Source organism: Acinetobacter sp. ANC 7912 (assembly GCF_039862785.1).
Lineage (GTDB): Bacteria > Pseudomonadota > Gammaproteobacteria > Pseudomonadales > Moraxellaceae > Acinetobacter > Acinetobacter thermotolerans.
The window spans coordinates 2,971,445-2,991,453 of the sequence record NZ_CP156795.1; the positions used below are offsets into that span (position 1 = coordinate 2,971,445).

A 20,009-nucleotide genomic window follows, 5' to 3' on the forward strand; every position below is an offset into this window, starting at 1 on the left:
TTTTGACTCAGAGGTGTTGTTGTAGATGTTCGATATATTGCTGAATCAGGGCTTCATTGCGGGAGAAATAGGACCATTGCCCGTGTTTGGTGGCAGTAATTAGACCCGCCTGCTGTAACACGGACAGATGGTTGGACATGGTGGACTGGGAAACCTGACCAAGTTTTTCAATCTGCCCGGCGCATACACCACGCTGAAAGCCACCACATTCTTCCGCAGACAGATACTGCTCTGGTGTTTTCAACCATTGCAGAATTTGCCGGCGAGTCGGATTTGCCAAGGCTTTGAAAATCAGATCAAGATCCATAGTCACATCACATGTCATGCGCAACAAAGCTGAATCAGCATTTGTTTCAGTATATCGTATTTTTTCGATTTATATATCGATATTTTTAGATATACATATTCTAGGCTGTATCAACTTTGTTATGCAGGGATTTAGAAAGGCCTGCTTACAGACCTTGTTTCAAGCTTGCTTCAATAAATTTGTCCAGATCACCATCCAGAACAGCGCCAGTGTTGGAGTTTTCTACACCAGTACGCAAGTCTTTGATACGTGAGTCATCCAGAACATAAGAACGGATCTGGCTCCCCCAACCGATGTCAGACTTGGAATCTTCCAGCGCTTGAGCCGCTTCATTACGTTTGCTCATCTCCAGTTCATAGAGTTTTGCACGTAACTGCTTCCAGGCATGGTCACGGTTGGCATGTTGTGAACGCTGGTTCTGACACGCGACCACGATACCGGTCGGAATGTGAGTCAGACGTACCGCAGAGTCAGTTTTGTTAATGTGCTGACCACCTGCACCAGATGCACGGTAAGTATCGGTACGAACATCTGAAGGATTGATTTCAATTTCAATATTGTCATCGACTTCAGGTGATACGAATACAGCAGAGAATGAAGTATGACGGCGGTTACCTGAGTCAAATGGCGATTTACGAACTAGACGGTGCACACCAGATTCAGTACGCAGCCAGCCATAGGCATACTCACCTTCTACACGGATGGTTGCCGATTTAATACCTGCGACATCACCATCAGACACTTCCATCACATCAGCTTTAAAGCCATGACGTTCGATCCAGCGCAGGTACATACGTAGCAGCATCGATGCCCAGTCCTGTGCCTCGGTACCACCTGAACCCGCCTGAATATCCACATAGCATGGATTTGGATCCATCGGATTACTGAACATACGGCGGAATTCCAGTTTCGCCAGCTCCGCTTCTGCAGCATCCAGCTCAGCCTGTACATCTGCCAGCATGCTTTCATCATCGGCTTCAACTGCCAGATCCAGCATCGCCTGCACATCTTCTAATTGGGTAGAAAGACCATCCAGCACATTGATCACGTTTTCAAGCTCACCTTTTTCTTTGGCCATGGCTTGAGCACGGTTCTGGTCATTCCAAATTGCCGGGTCTTCTAATTCACGGAGAACCTCTTCTAAACGCTCTTTTTTTAGATCGTAGTCAAAGATACCCCCGTAGTGTTTGACCACGTTCGTTTAAGTCTTTCAGCTGGAGTAGATAAGGATTAATTTCCACGTGAATTTCTCTCAATCAATAAGGCATAAATTTTTAGCAGGCCATTATATCACAGACCTTTCCTGCAATTTTAGCGCTACAGTTATATGATTTTTTCTTTTAAATCATGATCCAGTTCCAAGCAAAAATACAACTCGATTATGTTTCATTTTAGATATTTAAAGAGCTAAAAGCATTCCTCAAATCCCCCTCTTTTTATAAAAGAATTTCCCGATTTTTCACTTCTTAAATAGAATTATAAAATGACAACATTTAGCCTATTTTTTAATCAAAATCCTTAAAATCCACAATTATTACACAGTTTTAATAAAACAAAACATTTCATTTTTATTATTATATTTCAAATATTTAAAATTAAAAAATTACAAAAAATTACTATCTTCACATTACTGCAACTTTCTCTTGATTGACCCAATTTTTAGTTGCGCTAGACTGAAACTGTAACAAAAAATGTATTAATCCCAGCCAAACTTTCAGAGGGGAGAATCCGCATGAAAAAATTAGCAATCGCTTCAGCACTACTTTCAGCAGTCGCACTTACAGGCACAGCAGCACATGCATACCAAGCTGAAGTTGGTGCATCAGCAGGCTTAGTCGATCCGGATAACGGTAGCTCAAGCGGCTCTTTCGGTGTCGAGGGTACTTATTACTTTAACCCGGTTCAAACCCGTAACTCCCCTCTTGCAGAAGCAGCGTTCCTAGATCGTGCAAGTAACGTAAAAGCTGAATATGAATATCAAGAAGTTGGTGATTCTGAAGCACATCGTTATGGTGTAGGTGCAGAAGTTTTCGTACCAAATTCTGATTTCTACTTGAGTGGTAAAGTCAGCGGCCACGATTTCCAGGATAATAATGAGTTAGATAACGACCTGACTACCTATGCAGCAGAAGTAGGTTATCTGCCAGCTCCTGGCTTATTAATCGCTGCTGGTGTGAAAGGTTGGGATAATGACCGTGATGACGGTGTAGACCCTACCCTTCGTGCCAAATATGTGACTACATTAGCAAATGGTAAAGACATTAACCTTGAAGCCGGTGCCGCTTTTGGTGACCTTGATGAGTACAACGTGAAAGCTGACTACTTCATCGACAAAACTTTAAGCGTTGGTGCTGATTATCAAAGCAATGATATTACAGACCGCAGCGAGTTTGGTGTAAGTGCCCGTAAATTCTTTACCCCTCAAGTCAGCCTTGAAGGTCGTGTAGGTTTCGGTGAAGTCGGTAATAACGACTACAACAAATTTGGTGTAGCTGCAAAATACCGCTTCTAATCATCTAGCCTTACACGTTGAAAAGAAAAGCCTCTCTCTGGAGAGGCTTTTTATTGCACCAAAATAAGACAAGTGGTATTGATCAAAAGAATAAAAAACATACTATTTGTTACATCTGTAATCTGACAGATTTAACCTTCTAATAACCGAGATTTTGAAATGATAAAAAAAATTGCTCTTACAACTGCACTTCTTGCCAGCCTGGGAACCGCTCATGCTTATCAAACTGAAGTAGGCGGCACTATTGAGATTCTAGACCGAGATCGTGGGGGCTCAGATGTAGGATTTGCGATTGATGGCACTTATTACTTCAACCCAGTTCAAATTAAAAACTCGCCTTTAAATGAAGCTGCTTTCTTGAACCGTGCGAGCAATGTAAATGGTGCTCTAAGTTATATTGATGACTCCGACACTTTCGGCATTCATGCAGGTATCGAATACTTTGTTCCAAATTCAGATTTTTATTTGAATGGCAGTATTTCGCATTTTGACAATGATCTTGGAGATTTAACCAGTTATGCTGCGGAAGTAGGTTATCTTCCAGTTCCAGGACTATTAGTCGCGCTTGGTCTTATCGGTATTTCAGAAGATGATGCAGATGATGAAATTGACCCGACCTTACGTGCAAAATATGTAACTCAGGTTGGCGCTTATGATATGAATTTTGAAGCAGGTGCCAGTTTTGGCGATATCGATGCTTATAACTTAGGTGCAGATTTATATCTGGATAAAACTTTCAGTGTCGGTCTTGGATTCTCTGATTCTGACTTAGACGGTACTGATGTATTTACTATCCGTGCCAAGAAATTCTTTACTCAGCAATTCAGCTTAGAAGGTGCTATTGCTTTTGGTGATGATGCAGATATCTTTGGTGTACGCGGCGCTTACCGCTTCTAATCCCCCTAAGCAAATAATAAAAAACCGCTCAACGGAGCGGTTTTTTTACTGTTCCAGATGGGCAATCCGCATTTGTAGGCTGATATTGCCATTAAAGACATTTTTATCCAGCTCATAGACCAGACGCACACTGTCCTGCATCGGATCAAACTGATATTTGCTGGCTGCATTAAAAGCAATCGCATCCACGACTTGACCATTTTCCAAAGCTACACGTAGTTTTAGATGTACATCCTTCAACCAGCGGTAATCCAGCACCTTAAAGATACCTTCAAATATCGGCTGTGGAAATTTCTGTCCCCACGGACTTAAGTTATGCAGTAAATCAACAGTATTAATCTGGAAAGCTGAAGCTGGCAACTCACCATCGGTCCATAACGTCGCGGTAAACAGACTCTCATCCATACTACCAATCAGCTGTTCAAAGGTCTGCTTAAACTCGGCAAAGTGTTCGCGTTTGATGGTCAACCCCGCTGCTGCTGCATGCCCACCAAAGTGACTGACGATATGCGGATGCTGTTCTGCCACCAATTCAATCGCATCGCGAATATGAATGCCTTCTATCGAACGTGCCGAACCTTTGATATGCACGCCATCTTCATCCGCAGCAAAGACGATACTTGGACGGTGGAACTGCTCTTTTAAACGGCCAGCCACAATACCAATCACACCCTGATGCCAGTGCTGTTCAAACATGATCAAAGCAGCCGGTAACTCTGCTTCATCCAGCTGGATTTTTTCCAGTTCAGCCAGGGCTTCCTGCTTGATCTTGCCTTCCACCTGACGGCGTTCAACATTGAGCTGGTTCAGCTGTTCTGCCAGTGGATAAGCCGTTGCCAAATCCTGAGCCAGCAGACATTCAATACCAATATCCATGGTTTCCATACGACCCGCAGCATTGATCCTTGGGCCGAGAACAAAACCCAAATCCTGTGCTTTTAAAGTCGCGGCATCCCGACCCGCAATCTCCAGCAAGGCACTAATCCCCGGACGGCATAAATGCTGCTGAATCCGCTTTAGACCAGCATCAATCAGAATACGGTTGTTATAGTCTAGACTGGCGACATCAGCATAAGTCCCGAGCGCCACCAGATCCAGATAATTGGTAATGTTAGTAAAAGATTTACCCAGCTTTTTACGATGTGTCGACAGATTCGCCAAGACATAAAAGGCCACCCCCACACCAGCCAGTGCCTTGCTTGGAAACTCGCAACCTAACTGGTTTGGATTGACCACAGCCTCTGCGGCAGGCGTCGGCTTGGTGGTTAAGTGGTGATCGGTGATGATCACTTGCATGCCATGATCCTGGGCTTGCTTAACCCCATCATGACTGGAAATACCATTATCCACGGTAATCAACAAATCAGGCGTAAACCGAGTAAAAGCCAGATCGGCAATCGCCGGGGTCAGGCCATAACCATACTTGAAACGATCCGGTACCAGATACTCGACATTAGCTCCCATATCCCGTAGCGCCAGCATCATGAGTGCTGTACTGGTCGCACCATCAGCATCATAGTCCCCGACAATCACGATCTTCTGACCTGCATCAATGGCAGCATCCATCAACTGGATTGCTTCAGGCAAGCCTTTCATGGTGGGTGCCAGCAGATGCTTGAGTTTCAGCTCAAGCTCTTGCTGAGATTCCACACCACGACGTGCCAAAATTTCAGCAACAAAAGGCGGCACACCCTGAAATGCTTCAGGACAGGTTAGAAAGGGTCGCTGTCTGATTTCAAGTTTTGACATTTATGGCATCAGTCGCTGTAAAGTCCACTGACCATCGGTCTTGGTATAGCTGAGACGGTCATGTAGGCGGTTCGGACGTCCCTGCCAGAATTCATAATAATCCGGTACCAGACGGTAGCCGCCCCAGAATGCCGGCTTGTCCAGTTGCTCCTGATTGGCAACACGGTCATGCAAATCCCAGAAACGTTGCTGCAGCTCTTCACGGCTAGAAATTACCCCACTTTGCGGAGTGCTAACATATGCTGCAATCTGACTGTCACGTGGACGCTTGTGATAATAATCAGTCGATTCTTCTTCAGAGATTTTGACTACACGACCAGAGATACGGATCTGACGTTCCTGCTCCTGCCAGTAAAACAATAGCTCTGCATAAGGGTTGTTCGCTAAGTCTATGCCCTTCTGGCTGTCATAATTGGTATAGAAGTCATAACCTTCTTCGGTGGCACCACGCAACAATACGGTACGCACATGTGGACGTCCCTCTGCATTAGCCGTAGCCAATGACATCGCATAGGGTTCATGCAAGCGTGCTTCTAGCGCATGGTTAAACCAGAGCAAAAACTGTTCATGCGGATTCGGATTGACCTGCTCTTCATGCAACTCCCCTTTCTGATAATTCAGACGAAGTTCACTCAGATCCTTAATTAAATCAGTCATTATACCTTTCTCGTCAGAAGATAAATTTAGGCAGCTGCGTTGGCACGTACTGCATCTGCCAGTGAATGTGCCAGTGCATTGACTTCTTCCAGGTCTTCGCCTTCCACCATGACACGAATTACTGGTTCTGTACCGGATTTACGGATCAATAGGCGGCCACGACCTTTCAGCTGTTCTTCAGCTTTGGCAAATTCAACGGCTAATGCAGGCACTGAATACGGGTCAAACATGGCTTCCAGACGCACATTGACCAGCACATTTGGCAATAAATGGAAATCTGCGACCAGTTCATGTAGGGCTTTTTGCTGCTCGACCATCACAGTCAGGACTTGCAGTGCAGAGATGATAGCATCACCGGTAGTACTCTTGTCCAAAGTCAGGATATGACCCGATGGTTCGCCGCCAATCACCCAACCTTTTTCTTCCAGACCTTGTAATACATAGCGGTCCCCGACTTTGGCACGCAGCAGTTCAACACCTGCTTTTTGTAAAGCCAGTTCCAGTGCCATATTGCTCATCAACGTACCAACAATACCTGCTGGTTTTTTACTGCTCTGTGTCGCTAGGATATACAGGATATGGTCACCGGTAATCAGCTCACCATTTTTATCGACCATAATCACGCGGTCAGCATCACCGTCAAAGGCAATACCAAGGTCAGCACCATGTTCTACTACTGCTTTTTGCAGGTTTTCCGGATGGGTTGAACCACAGTTTTTATTGATATTCAGACCATCAGGCTCATCATACAGCGCAATCACTTTGGCACCGAGTTCACGGAATACCGCCGGACCAACGTTATAAGCCGCACCATTGGCACAGTCCACCACAATTTTCAGATCATTAAGGTCCAGATGATACGGGAAAGTTGATTTACAGAATTCGATATAACGGCCGTTGGCATCCTTCACTCGGAAGCTTTTACCCAGGTTCGCGGTATCTTCAATCACCAGCTCTTTTTCAAGTTCGGCATTGATTTCATCCTGCAACTCGTCTGGTACCTTTTTGCCTTCACTCGAAAAGAATTTAATCCCGTTATCAAAGTACGGATTATGCGATGCTGAAATCACGATTCCCAAATTGGCATGTAGGGCACGAGTTAAATGAGCAATCGCAGGTGTAGGTAATGGACCTAATAAGTGCACATAGACACCCGCCGCATTCAACCCCGCCTGTAAAGCAGATTCCAGAATATAACCGGACAAACGTGTGTCTTTGCCCATCACTACCAGCGGTTTATTCTTCTTACTATTGCGCTTGAGAACCTTTCCTGTGGCAAAGCCCAGTTTCAATGCAAACTCAGGCGTAATCGGCAACTCACCAAACTTGCCACGAATACCATCGGTGCCAAAATAACTCATCATTGTCTCACTTCTTATGGGGTGATTTGCATCATCCATTTTTACAATGAGTCACACTTTACACCAAAACAAAAAAGCCGTCATTTGCATGACGGCTTTTTTCATACGAACAATTTGTTTTAGGAATTAACCCATACGATAGTTCGGTGCTTCTTTGGTAATGGTGACATCATGAACGTGTGATTCAGACATACCCGCAGAAGTAATTTTCACGAATTTCGCATTTTGGCGCAGGTCATCAATGGTTGCTGAACCGGTATAACCCATCGCAGAACGCAGCCCGCCCATCATTTGATGCACGATGTTACCCATAGGGCCTTTGTACGGTACGCGGCCTTCGATACCTTCCGGAACCAGTTTCTCAGCACCCGCTTTAGAGTCCTGGAAGTAACGGTCAGCAGAACCTGTTGCACCCGCCATTGCACCCAGTGAGCCCATACCACGGTAAGCTTTATAATAACGGCCCTGGAAGAACTCAACTTCACCTGGCGCTTCTTCAGTACCGGCCATTAATGAACCGACCATGATGGTGCTTGCGCCAGCGCCAATCGCTTTGGCCATGTCACCAGAGAAACGGATACCGCCATCAGCAATCAATGGAATTTGTTCTTTCAATGCATTCGCCACTGAATCAATTGCAGAGATTTGTGGCATACCGATACCGGCAACAATACGTGTAGTACAGATCGAACCAGGACCGATACCCACTTTCACTGCATCCGCACCCGCATCAAGCAATGCCAGTGCAGCATCACCAGTTGCGATGTTACCGCCAATCACTTGCACTTGTGGGTAGTTTTGTTTAACCCAACGTACACGCTCGATCACACCAGCAGAATGACCGTGTGCAGTATCTACTACGATCACATCCACACCCGCTTCAACCAGCGCTTCTACACGGCTTGGAGTTTCAGCACCCGTACCTACAGCAGCACCTACGCGCAGGCGGCCAAGGTCATCTTTACAGCTGTTTGGATAGTTTTCAGCTTTGCGGAAATCAGTAACGGTAATTAAACCTTTCAGTTCCTGGTTGTCATTCACAACCAGCACTTTTTCAATACGGTGTTTTTGCAGTAACGCCTGGATGTTTTCTTTCGATTCACCCTCACGTACTGTTACCAGACGATCCTGACCAGTCATGATGTTGCTCACTGGCTGCTCAAGATTGGTCTCAAAGCGTGTATCACGACCTGTCACGATACCCACTACTTTACCGTCTTTCACTACTGGCACACCGCTGATGTTGTTCGCCTGAGTCAGCGCAATCAGCTCACGTACAGTTGTTTCAGGGGTTACTGTAATCGGATCTTTTACGATACCTGATTCGAATTTCTTCACACGGCGTACTTCTGCAGCCTGTGCAGCAATATCCATGTTCTTATGCAGGATACCGATACCGCCATTTTGTGCCATAGCGATTGCCATACGGGATTCAGTCACCGTATCCATAGCTGCAGACACAAGAGGAATATTCAGGTTAATGCCGCGAGTCAGGCGTGTCTTTAGAGAGACATCTTTTGGGAGGACAGTAGAGTAGGCAGGGAGTAATAGGACATCATCGAAGGTTAACGCGTCTTGAACGATGGTCAACATAACAGTCTCACTGGTAATTTCCGTGCGCTATTATAAACAAATTTGGCTTAAAATTTCATTGCAATTGCAAAATTTATTTTTGCCAAATCTGCACTTATTTTTATTTTCCTTCGCTAAGGCATTGATTTATATCCTGAGTTAATCGAATAAATTTTATCCAACCTACCCTGTATTTTTTGTATAGAAAATCATGCTGTCCTATATTTTAGCGATTACTGCAAATCAGGCACTTAGCTTAAGCCACAGCCAACCTGGTTTTCGGACAACGATAAATCCGCGGCTCAATCAGGTCGACACCACATTCCAGATGCCAGAGCCAGTCCAGGAACTGCTCAATCGGCTCACGCCCGACAAATGGTGCGCCATGCTGCGGAACGATCATGTCGATATCCATTTCCCGAACCATTTCCACCCAATATCTCAAGATGCGATTCGAGCACATATAGCGTTGATGAAAACCACGCATACTGCGTAAATGTGCCTCCATATCCGTCACCGGCGTCTGTGGGTCACCTACGACGGATGCACCGAGGTCACCAGAAAACAGGACTTTGGAAATTGGATCATAAAACTGGAAATTACCGACTGAATGAAGGAAATGCGCTGGGATACAACATAGTTCTGACTGGCCAATCGGCACACTCATGCCTTCATCTGGCAGTTCAATCAGCCTGTCTTCCCAGTTCCCAGTCATTTTTCCACTGGTAAAAGCCGAGTTTAGATGCGGCAGGAAACGCGCCCAAAGTTTGGATGCCACGATGCTGGCCTGAGTATGCATCAGCCAGCGTGGCATCGAAGTGATAATGTCAGGATCCTGATGCGAACCAAACACATAGCGAATCCGATTCAAAGGAATATATTTCAGCAGTTCAAAGGTCAGCGGTGAATAGGTCAGATCACCGCCCGGATCAATCACTGCACCTTCACGGTCATTAATGATCAGAAACTGATTGGCCTGAATGCCCTCGCCTTTAACCAGACTGGTAAAGACAATGCACTTATGTTCACCGTTATCAAATAAAATATAGGAACTGGTCTTATTATCCATTTTTGTTTCCTTCTCGTTGTTGTCGTTTACTGATTATTACTGTTGTTATTCTGATCAAATTATAACCAAATTAATCCATAATAAAATTATGGTTTTGTACTTAATTATCTATAATAAATCGCTTTTTTATTGTTCAATTTTGATTTTTCTGTTACGGAGGTCACAACTAAATCCAAGCATTTTCATTGATTTTTACCCATAAAAAAAGCAGAGCCTGAGCCCTGCTTTGATCATTTGAAATTTTTTACCTAGCTGACGCGTTCAAAGTTATCGTCATTTTCTGCTTCATCAGCTTCAATCTGGATAAATGGCACCATATTGTGAGCCATACGCGCCTTGTTACACTGCGCATCCGCGATCTGCACTTCCTTGCAGGATGAGCTGCGTAGCTCATACATGCCGCAACTGACCTGTTCCCCAATGGTTCCTTGCAGGGCAATACAACGCGGATTTTTCTGGTTGGTACCTGCCATGCATGAATAGACCGGGGTGAGTGGTTCGGTATAGTTTTCTGGCATGGGAATTCCCTCTGCCCAATAGAACGAAACCCGGAAATAGGCGCAACATGCACCACAACTTAAACATGCATCCTGTGTTGGAACTTGAGACAACATTTCTTATAGATTCTCGTCATCAAATAAAGTTTTTTGAAAAACGAAAAATATAAAAAATGTTGTTTTTTCACTCAAGAATTTTTTTGATTTTTCCAGTTATTCTGGGCAGGTAAAGATGGTTTCATCCATCAAATCAGTACCGCATTCCAGCGTTTCAATCCAGTCCAGGAACTGGTCAATCTGTTCCTTGCCCACAAACGGTGTACCGTGCTGTGGCACGATCATTTCCACATCCATGGTGCGTACCATTTGCACCCACAGGCGAATCACCTTGTTATTGCACATATAGCGCTGGTGGAACGCTTTCATCTTCGGAATATGCGCAGCAAAGTTTTCCAGTGGACGTGAGGCATCCTCAACCATGGAAGCCCCCATGTCACCTGAAAACAGGATTTTCGCGATTGGGTCATAGAACTGGAAGTTACCCACCGAATGTAGAAAGTGTGCTGGAATCGCGATGATGTCGGAATTGCCCAGCTTGATGATCTGGCCATGGTCTGGCAGCTCGACCAAACGATCCAGCCAGTTCCCCTTCATACGGTCACTCATAAAGGCTGAGTTCAAATGTGGTAGGAAGCGTGCCCACAGCTTGGACGCCACTACTTTGGCATCGGTATACACCAGCCAACGTGGCATTGAAGTGATAATGTCTGGGTCCTGATGTGAAGCCATGACATAGTCTAGATTGGCCAGACGTGTATATTTGTTCAGCTCCATGGTCAGCGGCACATAGGTCAAGTCACCACCCGGATCCAGTACTGCTGCACGGTTATTATCCAGAATCAGAAACTGGTTGGCCTGAACGCCTTCGCCTTTTACCAGACTGGTAAAACTGATGCATTTATGTGTGCCATCATCAAATAAAACTTGTGATGTGGTGCGTTCAAAAGCCATAAACTTCCCCAATTTTTCATTTAAAAATGATTTTTGTGTTGTTGTTAACATATAAGTATTTAGAGAAACTTACAATAATTAAAAATGAATATATAGCTTTACTTATCAATATTTTGAGACCCGTTTCACAATAAAAAAATCCTGAGTTTTTAGCTCAGGATTTTTGTTATTATTCCGATGAATTAGAAATAATAATGTTTTAGCAATGTACCCACACCAATCAGCAGGAAGATCAGCGCACCAATTTTATGAATCAAGGAAATTGGCAGACGATTTGCCAGCTTGTCACCAATAAATACCGCAGGAGCATTGGCAATCATCATGCCGACCGTAGTTCCCATCATCACCCAGAGTACACTGTCAAAACGCGCCGCTAATGCCACGGTTGCGATCTGGGTTTTATCCCCGATTTCCGCCAGGAAGAACAGAATGAAAGTCGCACCAAATACACCGAGTTTCTGCCATTTATTGATGCTTGATGATTCATCACCCAGTTCATCCGGAATCAGCATCCAGATCGCCATGGCAATAAAGCCGATCGATACCACCCACAACAGAATATCCGGGCTGATAACCGTCGTGATCCATTGACCCAAAGCTGCAGACAAACCATGGTTAATGATGGTGGCTAACAGGATCGCAACCAGAATCGGAACAGGTTTTCTAAAACGTGCAGCCAACAGCAAAGCCAGAAGCTGGGTTTTATCCCCCATTTCAGCCAGGGCAACGATAGACGTGGAAAGCAGGAATTCGTACATGTGTGTCTTTCTCTGGCTGGCATGTGCGATACCCATGACTTACCCTTCCTGCCAGCCAAAAATCTGCAGAATGGTAAATCAAAGGTCTTGCCAACAAAAGAAAGCTTCGAGAAGCTCATTCGGTTCTTTGCTATGATGACCATGTCCGGTTCAGGACAATTATGTTGACCATCACCCTTTCGCTTTGCGCAAAAGGCGGCTACTCCCCAATGAAGTGGCTTCATTATAGCCAAGCGTGAATACATTTACAAATAATCACATATAAAAAAACCCTGCCAAAGCAGGGTCTTATTTTTGCACTTATATCAATCAGATCAATAAAGTACGGATGTCTTTCAACAGCTTGGTCAGCTTATTGGTGAAACGTGCTGCATCGGCACCATTAATTACACGGTGGTCATAAGATAGCGACAACGGCAACATCAGGCGTGGATCAAAGCTTTCACCATTCCATACGGGTTGCATGGTTGCTGGAGAAATACCGAGGATCGCCACTTGTGGCCAGTTGACTAGCGGCGTAAAGGCAGTACCGCCAATCGCACCCAGGCTGGAAATGGTGAAGTTGGCACCTTGCAGGTCTTTCGGTGTCAGTTTCTTGTCACGCGCTTTCTGGCCCAGTTCACCCAGTTCAACCGCGATCTGCTTGATGGATTTCTGATCCGGATTACGTAAAACTGGTACAGTCAAACCATCCGGCGTTGCCACGGCGATGCCCATATGGATTTCTTTACGCAGCAGTACCGATTTACCATCATCTGCCAGGTGACCGGCAAACTCGCGCTCTTCTTTTAACAGATAAGCGACCGCCTTGATGATAAAGGCCATAATGGTCAGGCTGATGCCCTCTTTCTTGAAGTTGCCTTTCAATTCATTCCGCCATGCTTCCAGTTCAGTGATGTCTGCAGCATCAAACTGGGTCACTTGTGGAATGTAGTTGTTTAAAGATAACTGCGGAATAGAAACCTGTTGCAGACGGCTCAGTGCTTTCTCTTCTACCCCACCAAAGGCATCGAAGCTTGGCAGTTTTGGCAGACCTGCCGGTGCAGCAACTGCTGCTGGTGTAGGAGCAGCCTGAGGAGCTGTCAGACGATTTTTCACATAAGCGAACAGGTCTTCTTTCATCAGACGTGCATGCGGACCAGATGCTTTCACATCAGACAGTACCACACCGAGTTCACGTGCCAGTTTACGGACTGCAGGACCAGCATACACTTTGGCATTGGCGGCATTTTGCTCTTTGGTCAGCTTGTCTGCACCATGCACTGCAGGTACCGCTGCTACAGCTGCTGGCGCAGGAGTCGCTTTAGGCGCCGGCGCTTCTGCCTTGGCTACTGGAGTTGGAGCGGAAGCAGCCTGGCCTTCAGCCTCAACTGTAATCAGGACAACGCCTTCTGACACGCTTTGACCCAGCTCAACATGAATCGCTTTGATAGTACCCGCAACCGTGCTTGGCACTTCAACCGTTGCTTTGTCTGATTCCACCACGATGATGCTCTGGTCTTTTTCGACCTTGTCACCGACCTGAACCAGAATTTCAGCAACCGCAGCTTTATCGACACCCAGATCAGGAACTTTGACTTCCATATCACCGGCTGGAGCAGAAGGTGCTGGCGCTACATTTTCGGCTTTAGCTTCAGGAGCAGCTGGTGCAGATACCTGTTCAGTCTGAGGCGCTGCAGCCGGTTGAGCTGCTGGTGCAGCACCAGCAGTTTTCACGGTCAACAAAACCACGCCTTCTTTGACGGTATCTCCTTCTTTAATCTGGATCGCTTCAACCGTACCGGCAACTGTACTCGGCACTTCGACAGTCGCCTTGTCCGATTCCACCACTACGATGCTTTGATCAACTTCGATTTCATCGCCAACCTGTACCAGAATTTCACCCACCAGTGCTTTTTCTACGCCGATATCAGGTACTTGTACTTCTACAGTTGCAGAAGCACCGCCATGAACAGCAGATGCCGCGCTTTGTGAAGCTGCACCTGGCTGATGAGCAGCCACTTCCTGCAAAATTTCATCATCTGGCAGTGAAGTTGGGGTATTTTCAGACGTTTTGTCAGCAGCACTAGCTTGCTGGGTTTCTACCGCATTCGCGTCATCTTCAGCCTGCAGCTCAATCAGCACTGTTCCTTCAGAAACTTCATCACCCTGATTGATCAGGATACTTTTTACCACACCTGCTGAAGTGCTTGGCACTTCAACAGAGGCTTTGTCCGATTCCAGCAGCACGATGCTATCATCCACCGCGATGATATCCCCCACGTTGACCAGAATTTCAGCAACAGTGGCCTTATCTACACCAATATCAGGAGTCGTAATTTGCATGATTAGTTCTCCTCCTTGTAGTCAGCAACAGCGTGCAGTTCTGGTGTTGCCTGTGGTGCCCATGCCACTGGGCGGTCAGTATCCAGCTCGAAGCTAGAGATCGCATCTTTAACCAAACGTGGATCTACTTCGCCTTCATCTGCCAGTTTCTTCAGAGTTGCTACTACGATATGTGCTGCATCAACACCGAAGTAGCTACGCAGGTTAGCACGGGTATCGGAACGGCCATAACCGTCAGTACCCAGCGCGACGAATGGACGACTGTCTGGTAGGTAAGCACGAATCTGTTCGCTATAAGCGCGTATGTGATCAGTAGCTGATACTACAATCCCTTCTTTACCGCGTAACTGTTGCGATACCCATGGCTCTTTAGTTTCTTCAGCCAATGGATGCAGTCGATTGTATTCTTCACATGCCATACCGTCACGCGCCAGTTCGTTGAAGCTGGTGACGCTGAAGACGTTGGCGTGGATTTGATACTCTTCACGCAGGATTTTCGCTGCCTTGATCACTTCACGCAGAATCACACCTGAACCCAGTAGCTGAACAGTTGCCTTTTCATCTTCTTCCAGCAGGTACATACCACGCTTGATGCCTTCCTCAACGCCTTGTGGCATTGCTGGATGCTCATAGTTTTCATTCATCAGGGTCAGGTAATAGAACACGCGTTCCTGATCGACATACATGCGTTTCAGACCATCATGTACGATCACTGCTAGTTCGTAACCAAAGCATGGGTCATAAGACACACAGTTTGGAATGGTATTTGCCAAGATATGTGAATGACCATCTTGGTGCTGTAAACCTTCACCGTTAAGGGTAGTACGACCAGCGGTTGCACCCAGTAAGAAACCTTGCGCCTGTGCATCACCCGCAGCCCATGCGATATCACCAATACGCTGGAAGCCGAACATCGAGTAGTACATGTACATCGGGATCATTGGCAGATTATTGGTTGAATAACTGGTACCCAACGCCGCCCAGGCACTCATCGCACCCGCTTCGTTAATCCCTTCCTGCAGCATGTGACCATCTTTGGCTTCACGGTAATGCATCAGCTGTTCCTGGTCTTCAGGGGTATATTTCTGACCGTGTGCGGCATAAATGCCCAGCTGGCGGAACATGCCTTCCAAACCGAAAGTACGCGCTTCATCCGGTACAATTGGTACTACGCGATCCTTGATGGCTTTTTCTTTCAGCAAGGCTGAGATCAGACGCACCATCACCATAGTGGTCGATTGCTCTTTACCATTGGAACCTTTCAGTACGCTGTCAAAAATAGACAGCTCTGGGATCGGCAATGCTTCGCTTTCTTTACGGCGTGCTGGCAGGTAACCACCCAGTGCTTCACGACGTGCCTTCATATATTTAATTTCAGGCGAGTTTTCGCTTGGGCGGTAGAATGGAATTTCTTCCAGCTGCTCATCGGTAAATGGCAGATTGAAACGGTTACGTACGTATTTTAGCGATTCCAGCTGCATTTTCTTGATCTGGTGGGTTTTGTTGACCGCTTCAATCTCATCAGACAAACCATAACCTTTTACGGTTTTTGCCAGGATTACAGTTGGCTGACCATTGGCTTTAGTTGCTTCCGCATAAGCTGCAAAGACTTTATACGGGTCGTGACCACCACGGTTCAGGTTATCAATATCTTCGTCGCTCAGGTCTTTCACCAAGGCTTCCGCTTCTGGGTATTTACCGAAGAAGTGCGCACGTGCATAAGCACCACCTTTCACTTGATAACGCTGGTAATCACCATCCACCGCTTCTTCCATCACGGCTTTTAAAGCGCCGGATTCGTCTTTAGCCAAAAGTGGATCCCAATGACGGCCCCAGATCACTTTAATCACGCGCCAGCCTGCACCACGGAATAGCGATTCAAGTTCCTGAATGATTTTGCCGTTACCACGTACCGGACCGTCCAGACGTTGCAGGTTACAGTTCACCACCCAGATCAGATTATCCAGTTTTTCACGACCAGCAAGAGAGATTGCTCCCAAGCTTTCCGGCTCGTCCATCTCACCATCACCGAGGTAAGCCCAGACTTTACGGTCTTCTTCTTTGATCAAGCCACGGTTCATCAGGTATTTCTGGATGTGGGCTTGATAAATCGACATGATTGGTCCCAGACCCATGGAGACGGTCGGGAACTGCCAGTAGTCCGGCATCAAGTATGGGTGTGGATAGGAAGGCAGACCTTTGCCACCGACTTCACGACGGAAGTTATTCAGGTGCTCTTCGGTCAAACGACCTTCCAGGAAAGAACGGGCATAGATTCCCGGTGCACAGTGACCTTGGTAATAAATCAGGTCACCGCCAAAGTTTTCATTATTAGCACGGAAGAAATGGTTAAAGCCCACGTCATATAGGGTTGCTGAAGATGCGAAGCTGGCCAAGTGACCACCCAAGTCATCGCCAGTCTTGTTGGCACGTAGCACCATCGCCAAGGCATTCCAGCGGATCAGGGCGCGAATACGGCGCTCCATATCCTGGTCACCTGGCATTGGCGGTTGCTCTTCAACAGAAATCGTATTTAAGTAAGGAGTATTTAAACGCTGAATGGGAACATGCTTAGCAATTGCACGCTGATAAAGTTTTTCCAATAAAAAAGCCGCACGCTCTGTGCCCATATGCTGCAAAACTGAGTCAAATGCGTCCTGCCATTCCTGAGTTTCTTGCGCGTCTGTATCACCATAAAACGCCATAATCTACTATTCCTAAAGACTTACACTAATCGTTTATATGTATCACATTTGGGAGAGGCACAGGTATGGCTGGGGCTGAATGCGAATTGGATGCAGTATTTAATAACTAAATACCTATTGATTATTTATTACACAAAAATACAAAAAACTGCCAATCCAGCCATAAAGTTATATATTTTTCTTATTTTTTGTTAATGGAAGAAATCTCTAAAATGACAAATCCCTTGTTTTTATTCAAACAAGGGATTCATTGCTTTTAAATATAGATACGTTTTATATGCAGAGCTGCTACACAAGACTGTAAATAGCTAGGCTATATTGATTCCATATTAAGGCAACATTGCTAGATAAGTTGATGGATTTTTACGTTGACCGTCTTTTACTACTTCGTAATGCAAGTGTGGACCAGTACAACGACCAGTACAACCCACATTGGCAATGTGTTCACCTGCTTCTACACGATCGCCGACACGGGCAATCAGACGTGAAGCATGTGCATAGCGGGTCAGGTAACCATTACCGTGATTAATTTCGATATATTGGCCATAACCTGTGCCCCAGCCAGATTTGGTCACGATCCCTGGGCCAGTTGCATAAATCGGTGTACCACTTGGTGCAGACAAATCCAGGCCAGAATGGTTCTCAGCACGACCATTCATGGTACGGCCACCGTAGTTAGAGCTGACACGTTTCATATCTGGAAGGGGATGAGCAACTAACCAAGAGTATGGAGAAGAAGAGAAACTGGAAGAAGACTTATAAGAGGTAGATTTTGAAGAGCCGTATTTTTTTTCGATCGTTGCGTTATTTAGCTCTACTGGCTTTTCACGAAGCTGGACATTAAGCTTCGTCTCGGCAGGGATATAAATATCGTCTGAATTCGTATAAGAGCCCTGCGCCAAAGTCCGTGTCAGCTGCTCTAGACGATCAACTGAACCATTTTCCGAACCTAACTCCACCAGGTCGGCAAACGCGACTGAAGCTGCGGACGCTGACAGGGAAAATGCCAATAAAATACGTCGAAAATGCATAAAAAAACCTCTCCAAAACTGTTCTTAATCGAGTTCCTTGGTGATCTCTTCCTTGATATCTACCGAAAAGAGCGCATAAGATTAAGGCATAATCATGAAGGAATGATGTATGTCTGAACCTGTCAACGTTTTTCAACAAACAAGAAAACACATAAAAACAGGAAACTTCTCGTTTCTCTCATCACAAGTTGCTGCGTGGCAGAAACTTACAAAACTCGTCCAACCGTTGCTGCCCCAACCGGAGCAATGGCAGGTGGTCTGTTATCAAAACGGTGTGTTAACGCTTACTGGTGAAAATCAGGCCATGATTTCTCAATTGGCATATTTGCAAAAGCAATACGTTTCACAACTCTCTCAAATTCATGAATTAAAGGACCTGACCAAAATCCAAGTATGTTTACGAAATCCTTCCAAAACACCCTTGGTTACAGAAAAGTCCGAAAGAGTATTAAGTCTAGAAACACGCGAGATGCTTCGCAGTGCTGCTGACTTTATTAATGACCCTAAGCTTAGCCAAGCTTTACTACGTTTGGCAAGCAATAAAAAATAACATATTAATCAAATAATCTTGATTTACAATGCAATAAGTGAGACCTGAGTCTCACTTTATAATGTTATAATGTAACGAACATCTAAAAGACAATGACTTATGTCACACTCACATAACTGATCGGGCATTGATCTATGTCATCAAATGTTACAATTTCATAACTACTTGGATCAGCACTGACATTGCGTAATAGCTGGTTATTCAAGGCATGCCCTGACTTATAACCATCAAATTTGGCAATAATCTGATGTCCCATCAGATACAAATCACCAACTGCATCCAGAATTTTGTGACGAACAAACTCATCCGAAAAGCGCAGCCCTTCTTCGTTTACCACGCCTGTATCATCTACACCAATCGCATTTTCCAGACTTGCACCAAGTGCCAGATTATTGGCTTTCAGATAATCCAGATCTTTCATAAAACCGAAAGTCCGTGCTTCACTGACTTCATAGACGAAAGTTTCCGTTGAGAAATCGATAGTTGCAGACTGGTATTCTTTTTTAAATGCAGGATGGTCGAAGTCGATGGTGAAATTCAGCTGAAAACCTTTATGCGGAGTAAACGCAGCGCGTTTGTCATCAATCAAAGCTTCGACTGGCTTGAGAATCTTGATGAATTTTTTCGGTGCATCCAGTTCCTGCAATCCGCCCTGCATCAACAGGTAAATGAACGGACCAGCACTACCATCCATGATCGGCACTTCGGAAGCAGACACTTCAATAATCAGGTTATCGATGCCCAGACCTGCAATGGCGCTCATCACATGTTCAATGGTGCCAACCTTGGCATTTTCCTGTACCAGGTTCGAGCACATAAAGGCTTCCTGGATCAGCATGGCATTGGCTGGAATATCCACAGGTGGGTCCAAGTCGATGCGTCGAAACACAATTCCCCCATCGGCGTGGTGTGGCACGAAATTAATCAGCACTTTCTGCCCACTATGAAGACCGATCCCGCTCGCTTTCACGACACGTTTCAAGGTACGTTGTTTCAACATGCTTTTAT

The 20,009-nt window shown here is 45.6% G+C and carries 17 protein-coding genes and 1 riboswitch; of the genes, 3 read left to right on the top strand and 14 right to left on the bottom strand.

Annotated features, from left to right (window positions below; genetic code table 11):
- Window positions 1–7: 7 nt before the first annotated feature.
- Window positions 8–307, bottom strand: a complete 300-nt coding sequence (locus tag ABEF84_RS14525; protein WP_034588683.1) for a helix-turn-helix transcriptional regulator — start codon at window positions 305–307, stop codon at window positions 8–10.
- Window positions 308–452: 145 nt separating this feature from the next.
- Window positions 453–1,548 (bottom strand): peptide chain release factor 2 gene (prfB, locus tag ABEF84_RS14530; RefSeq protein ID WP_152598555.1). Its coding sequence is split into 2 segments (ribosomal slippage): window positions 453–1,475 and window positions 1,477–1,548, totalling 1,095 coding nucleotides; the frame shifts between segments, so codons are not numbered across the junction.
- 491 nt (window positions 1,549–2,039) lie between these two features.
- On the opposite strand from prfB, the gene ABEF84_RS14535 reads away from it, so the two are divergent.
- Both ABEF84_RS14535 and ABEF84_RS14540 read left to right on the top strand, forming a co-directional pair.
- Window positions 2,040–2,819, top strand: coding sequence for a putative porin (locus ABEF84_RS14535; protein ID WP_034588678.1), 780 nt, complete (start codon window positions 2,040–2,042; stop codon window positions 2,817–2,819).
- Between the two features lie 162 nt (window positions 2,820–2,981).
- Window positions 2,982–3,716, top strand: coding sequence for a putative porin (locus ABEF84_RS14540; protein ID WP_347454960.1), 735 nt, complete (start codon window positions 2,982–2,984; stop codon window positions 3,714–3,716).
- A gap of 45 nt (window positions 3,717–3,761) precedes the next feature.
- On the opposite strand, the gene recJ is transcribed toward ABEF84_RS14540, so the two are convergent.
- From recJ to ABEF84_RS14595, 11 genes are all read right to left on the bottom strand, one after another.
- Window positions 3,762–5,465 carry a single-stranded-DNA-specific exonuclease RecJ gene (recJ, locus tag ABEF84_RS14545; RefSeq protein ID WP_034588672.1) on the bottom strand — a complete coding sequence of 568 codons (1,704 nt, stop codon included), beginning with the start codon at window positions 5,463–5,465 and terminating at the stop codon, window positions 3,762–3,764.
- Window positions 5,466–6,122, bottom strand: coding sequence for a pyridoxamine 5'-phosphate oxidase (pdxH, locus tag ABEF84_RS14550; RefSeq protein ID WP_034588671.1), 657 nt, complete (start codon window positions 6,120–6,122; stop codon window positions 5,466–5,468).
- Window positions 6,123–6,148: 26 nt separating this feature from the next.
- Window positions 6,149–7,483 (bottom strand): phosphoglucosamine mutase, encoded by a 1,335-nt coding sequence (gene glmM / locus ABEF84_RS14555; RefSeq protein ID WP_347454185.1) that lies wholly within the window; start codon window positions 7,481–7,483, stop codon window positions 6,149–6,151.
- 126 nt (window positions 7,484–7,609) lie between these two features.
- The gene (gene guaB, locus ABEF84_RS14560) at window positions 7,610–9,076 is read right to left on the bottom strand and encodes an IMP dehydrogenase (RefSeq protein WP_034588666.1); all 1,467 of its coding nucleotides are present in this window, start codon (window positions 9,074–9,076) and stop codon (window positions 7,610–7,612) included.
- A 235-nt stretch (window positions 9,077–9,311) separates the two neighbouring features.
- Window positions 9,312–10,124, bottom strand: a complete 813-nt coding sequence (locus ABEF84_RS14565) for an MBL fold metallo-hydrolase (protein WP_034588664.1) — start codon at window positions 10,122–10,124, stop codon at window positions 9,312–9,314.
- Window positions 10,125–10,372: 248 nt separating this feature from the next.
- Window positions 10,373–10,738 carry a YkgJ family cysteine cluster protein gene (locus ABEF84_RS14570; RefSeq protein WP_081403508.1) on the bottom strand — a complete coding sequence of 122 codons (366 nt, stop codon included), beginning with the start codon at window positions 10,736–10,738 and terminating at the stop codon, window positions 10,373–10,375.
- Between the two features lie 96 nt (window positions 10,739–10,834).
- Entirely contained in the window at window positions 10,835–11,632 is a 798-nt protein-coding gene (locus ABEF84_RS14575; protein WP_034588660.1) for an MBL fold metallo-hydrolase, read from the bottom strand.
- 182 nt (window positions 11,633–11,814) lie between these two features.
- Window positions 11,815–12,390 (bottom strand): TMEM165/GDT1 family protein, encoded by a 576-nt coding sequence (locus ABEF84_RS14580; RefSeq protein WP_034588733.1) that lies wholly within the window; start codon window positions 12,388–12,390, stop codon window positions 11,815–11,817.
- Between the two features lie 77 nt (window positions 12,391–12,467).
- A riboswitch (yybP-ykoY riboswitch) is annotated at window positions 12,468–12,610 on the bottom strand.
- A gap of 89 nt (window positions 12,611–12,699) precedes the next feature.
- Window positions 12,700–14,715 (bottom strand): 2-oxo acid dehydrogenase subunit E2, encoded by a 2,016-nt coding sequence (locus ABEF84_RS14585; RefSeq protein WP_347473696.1) that lies wholly within the window; start codon window positions 14,713–14,715, stop codon window positions 12,700–12,702.
- A gap of 2 nt (window positions 14,716–14,717) precedes the next feature.
- The gene (gene aceE / locus ABEF84_RS14590; protein ID WP_034588656.1) at window positions 14,718–17,420 is read right to left on the bottom strand and encodes a pyruvate dehydrogenase (acetyl-transferring), homodimeric type; all 2,703 of its coding nucleotides are present in this window, start codon (window positions 17,418–17,420) and stop codon (window positions 14,718–14,720) included.
- Window positions 17,421–17,749: 329 nt separating this feature from the next.
- Complete coding sequence (locus ABEF84_RS14595) at window positions 17,750–18,451, bottom strand: M23 family metallopeptidase (RefSeq protein ID WP_347453293.1); 702 nt, start codon at window positions 18,449–18,451, stop codon at window positions 17,750–17,752.
- A 109-nt stretch (window positions 18,452–18,560) separates the two neighbouring features.
- Between ABEF84_RS14595 and ABEF84_RS14600 the strand changes: the two genes are divergently transcribed.
- Window positions 18,561–19,001, top strand: coding sequence for a DciA family protein (locus tag ABEF84_RS14600; protein ID WP_347453294.1), 441 nt, complete (start codon window positions 18,561–18,563; stop codon window positions 18,999–19,001).
- Between the two features lie 97 nt (window positions 19,002–19,098).
- Here the strand turns inward: ABEF84_RS14600 and lpxC are convergent, their stop codons facing one another.
- Complete coding sequence (lpxC, locus tag ABEF84_RS14605) at window positions 19,099–20,001, bottom strand: UDP-3-O-acyl-N-acetylglucosamine deacetylase (RefSeq protein ID WP_347453295.1); 903 nt, start codon at window positions 19,999–20,001, stop codon at window positions 19,099–19,101.
- Window positions 20,002–20,009 lie beyond the last annotated feature (8 nt).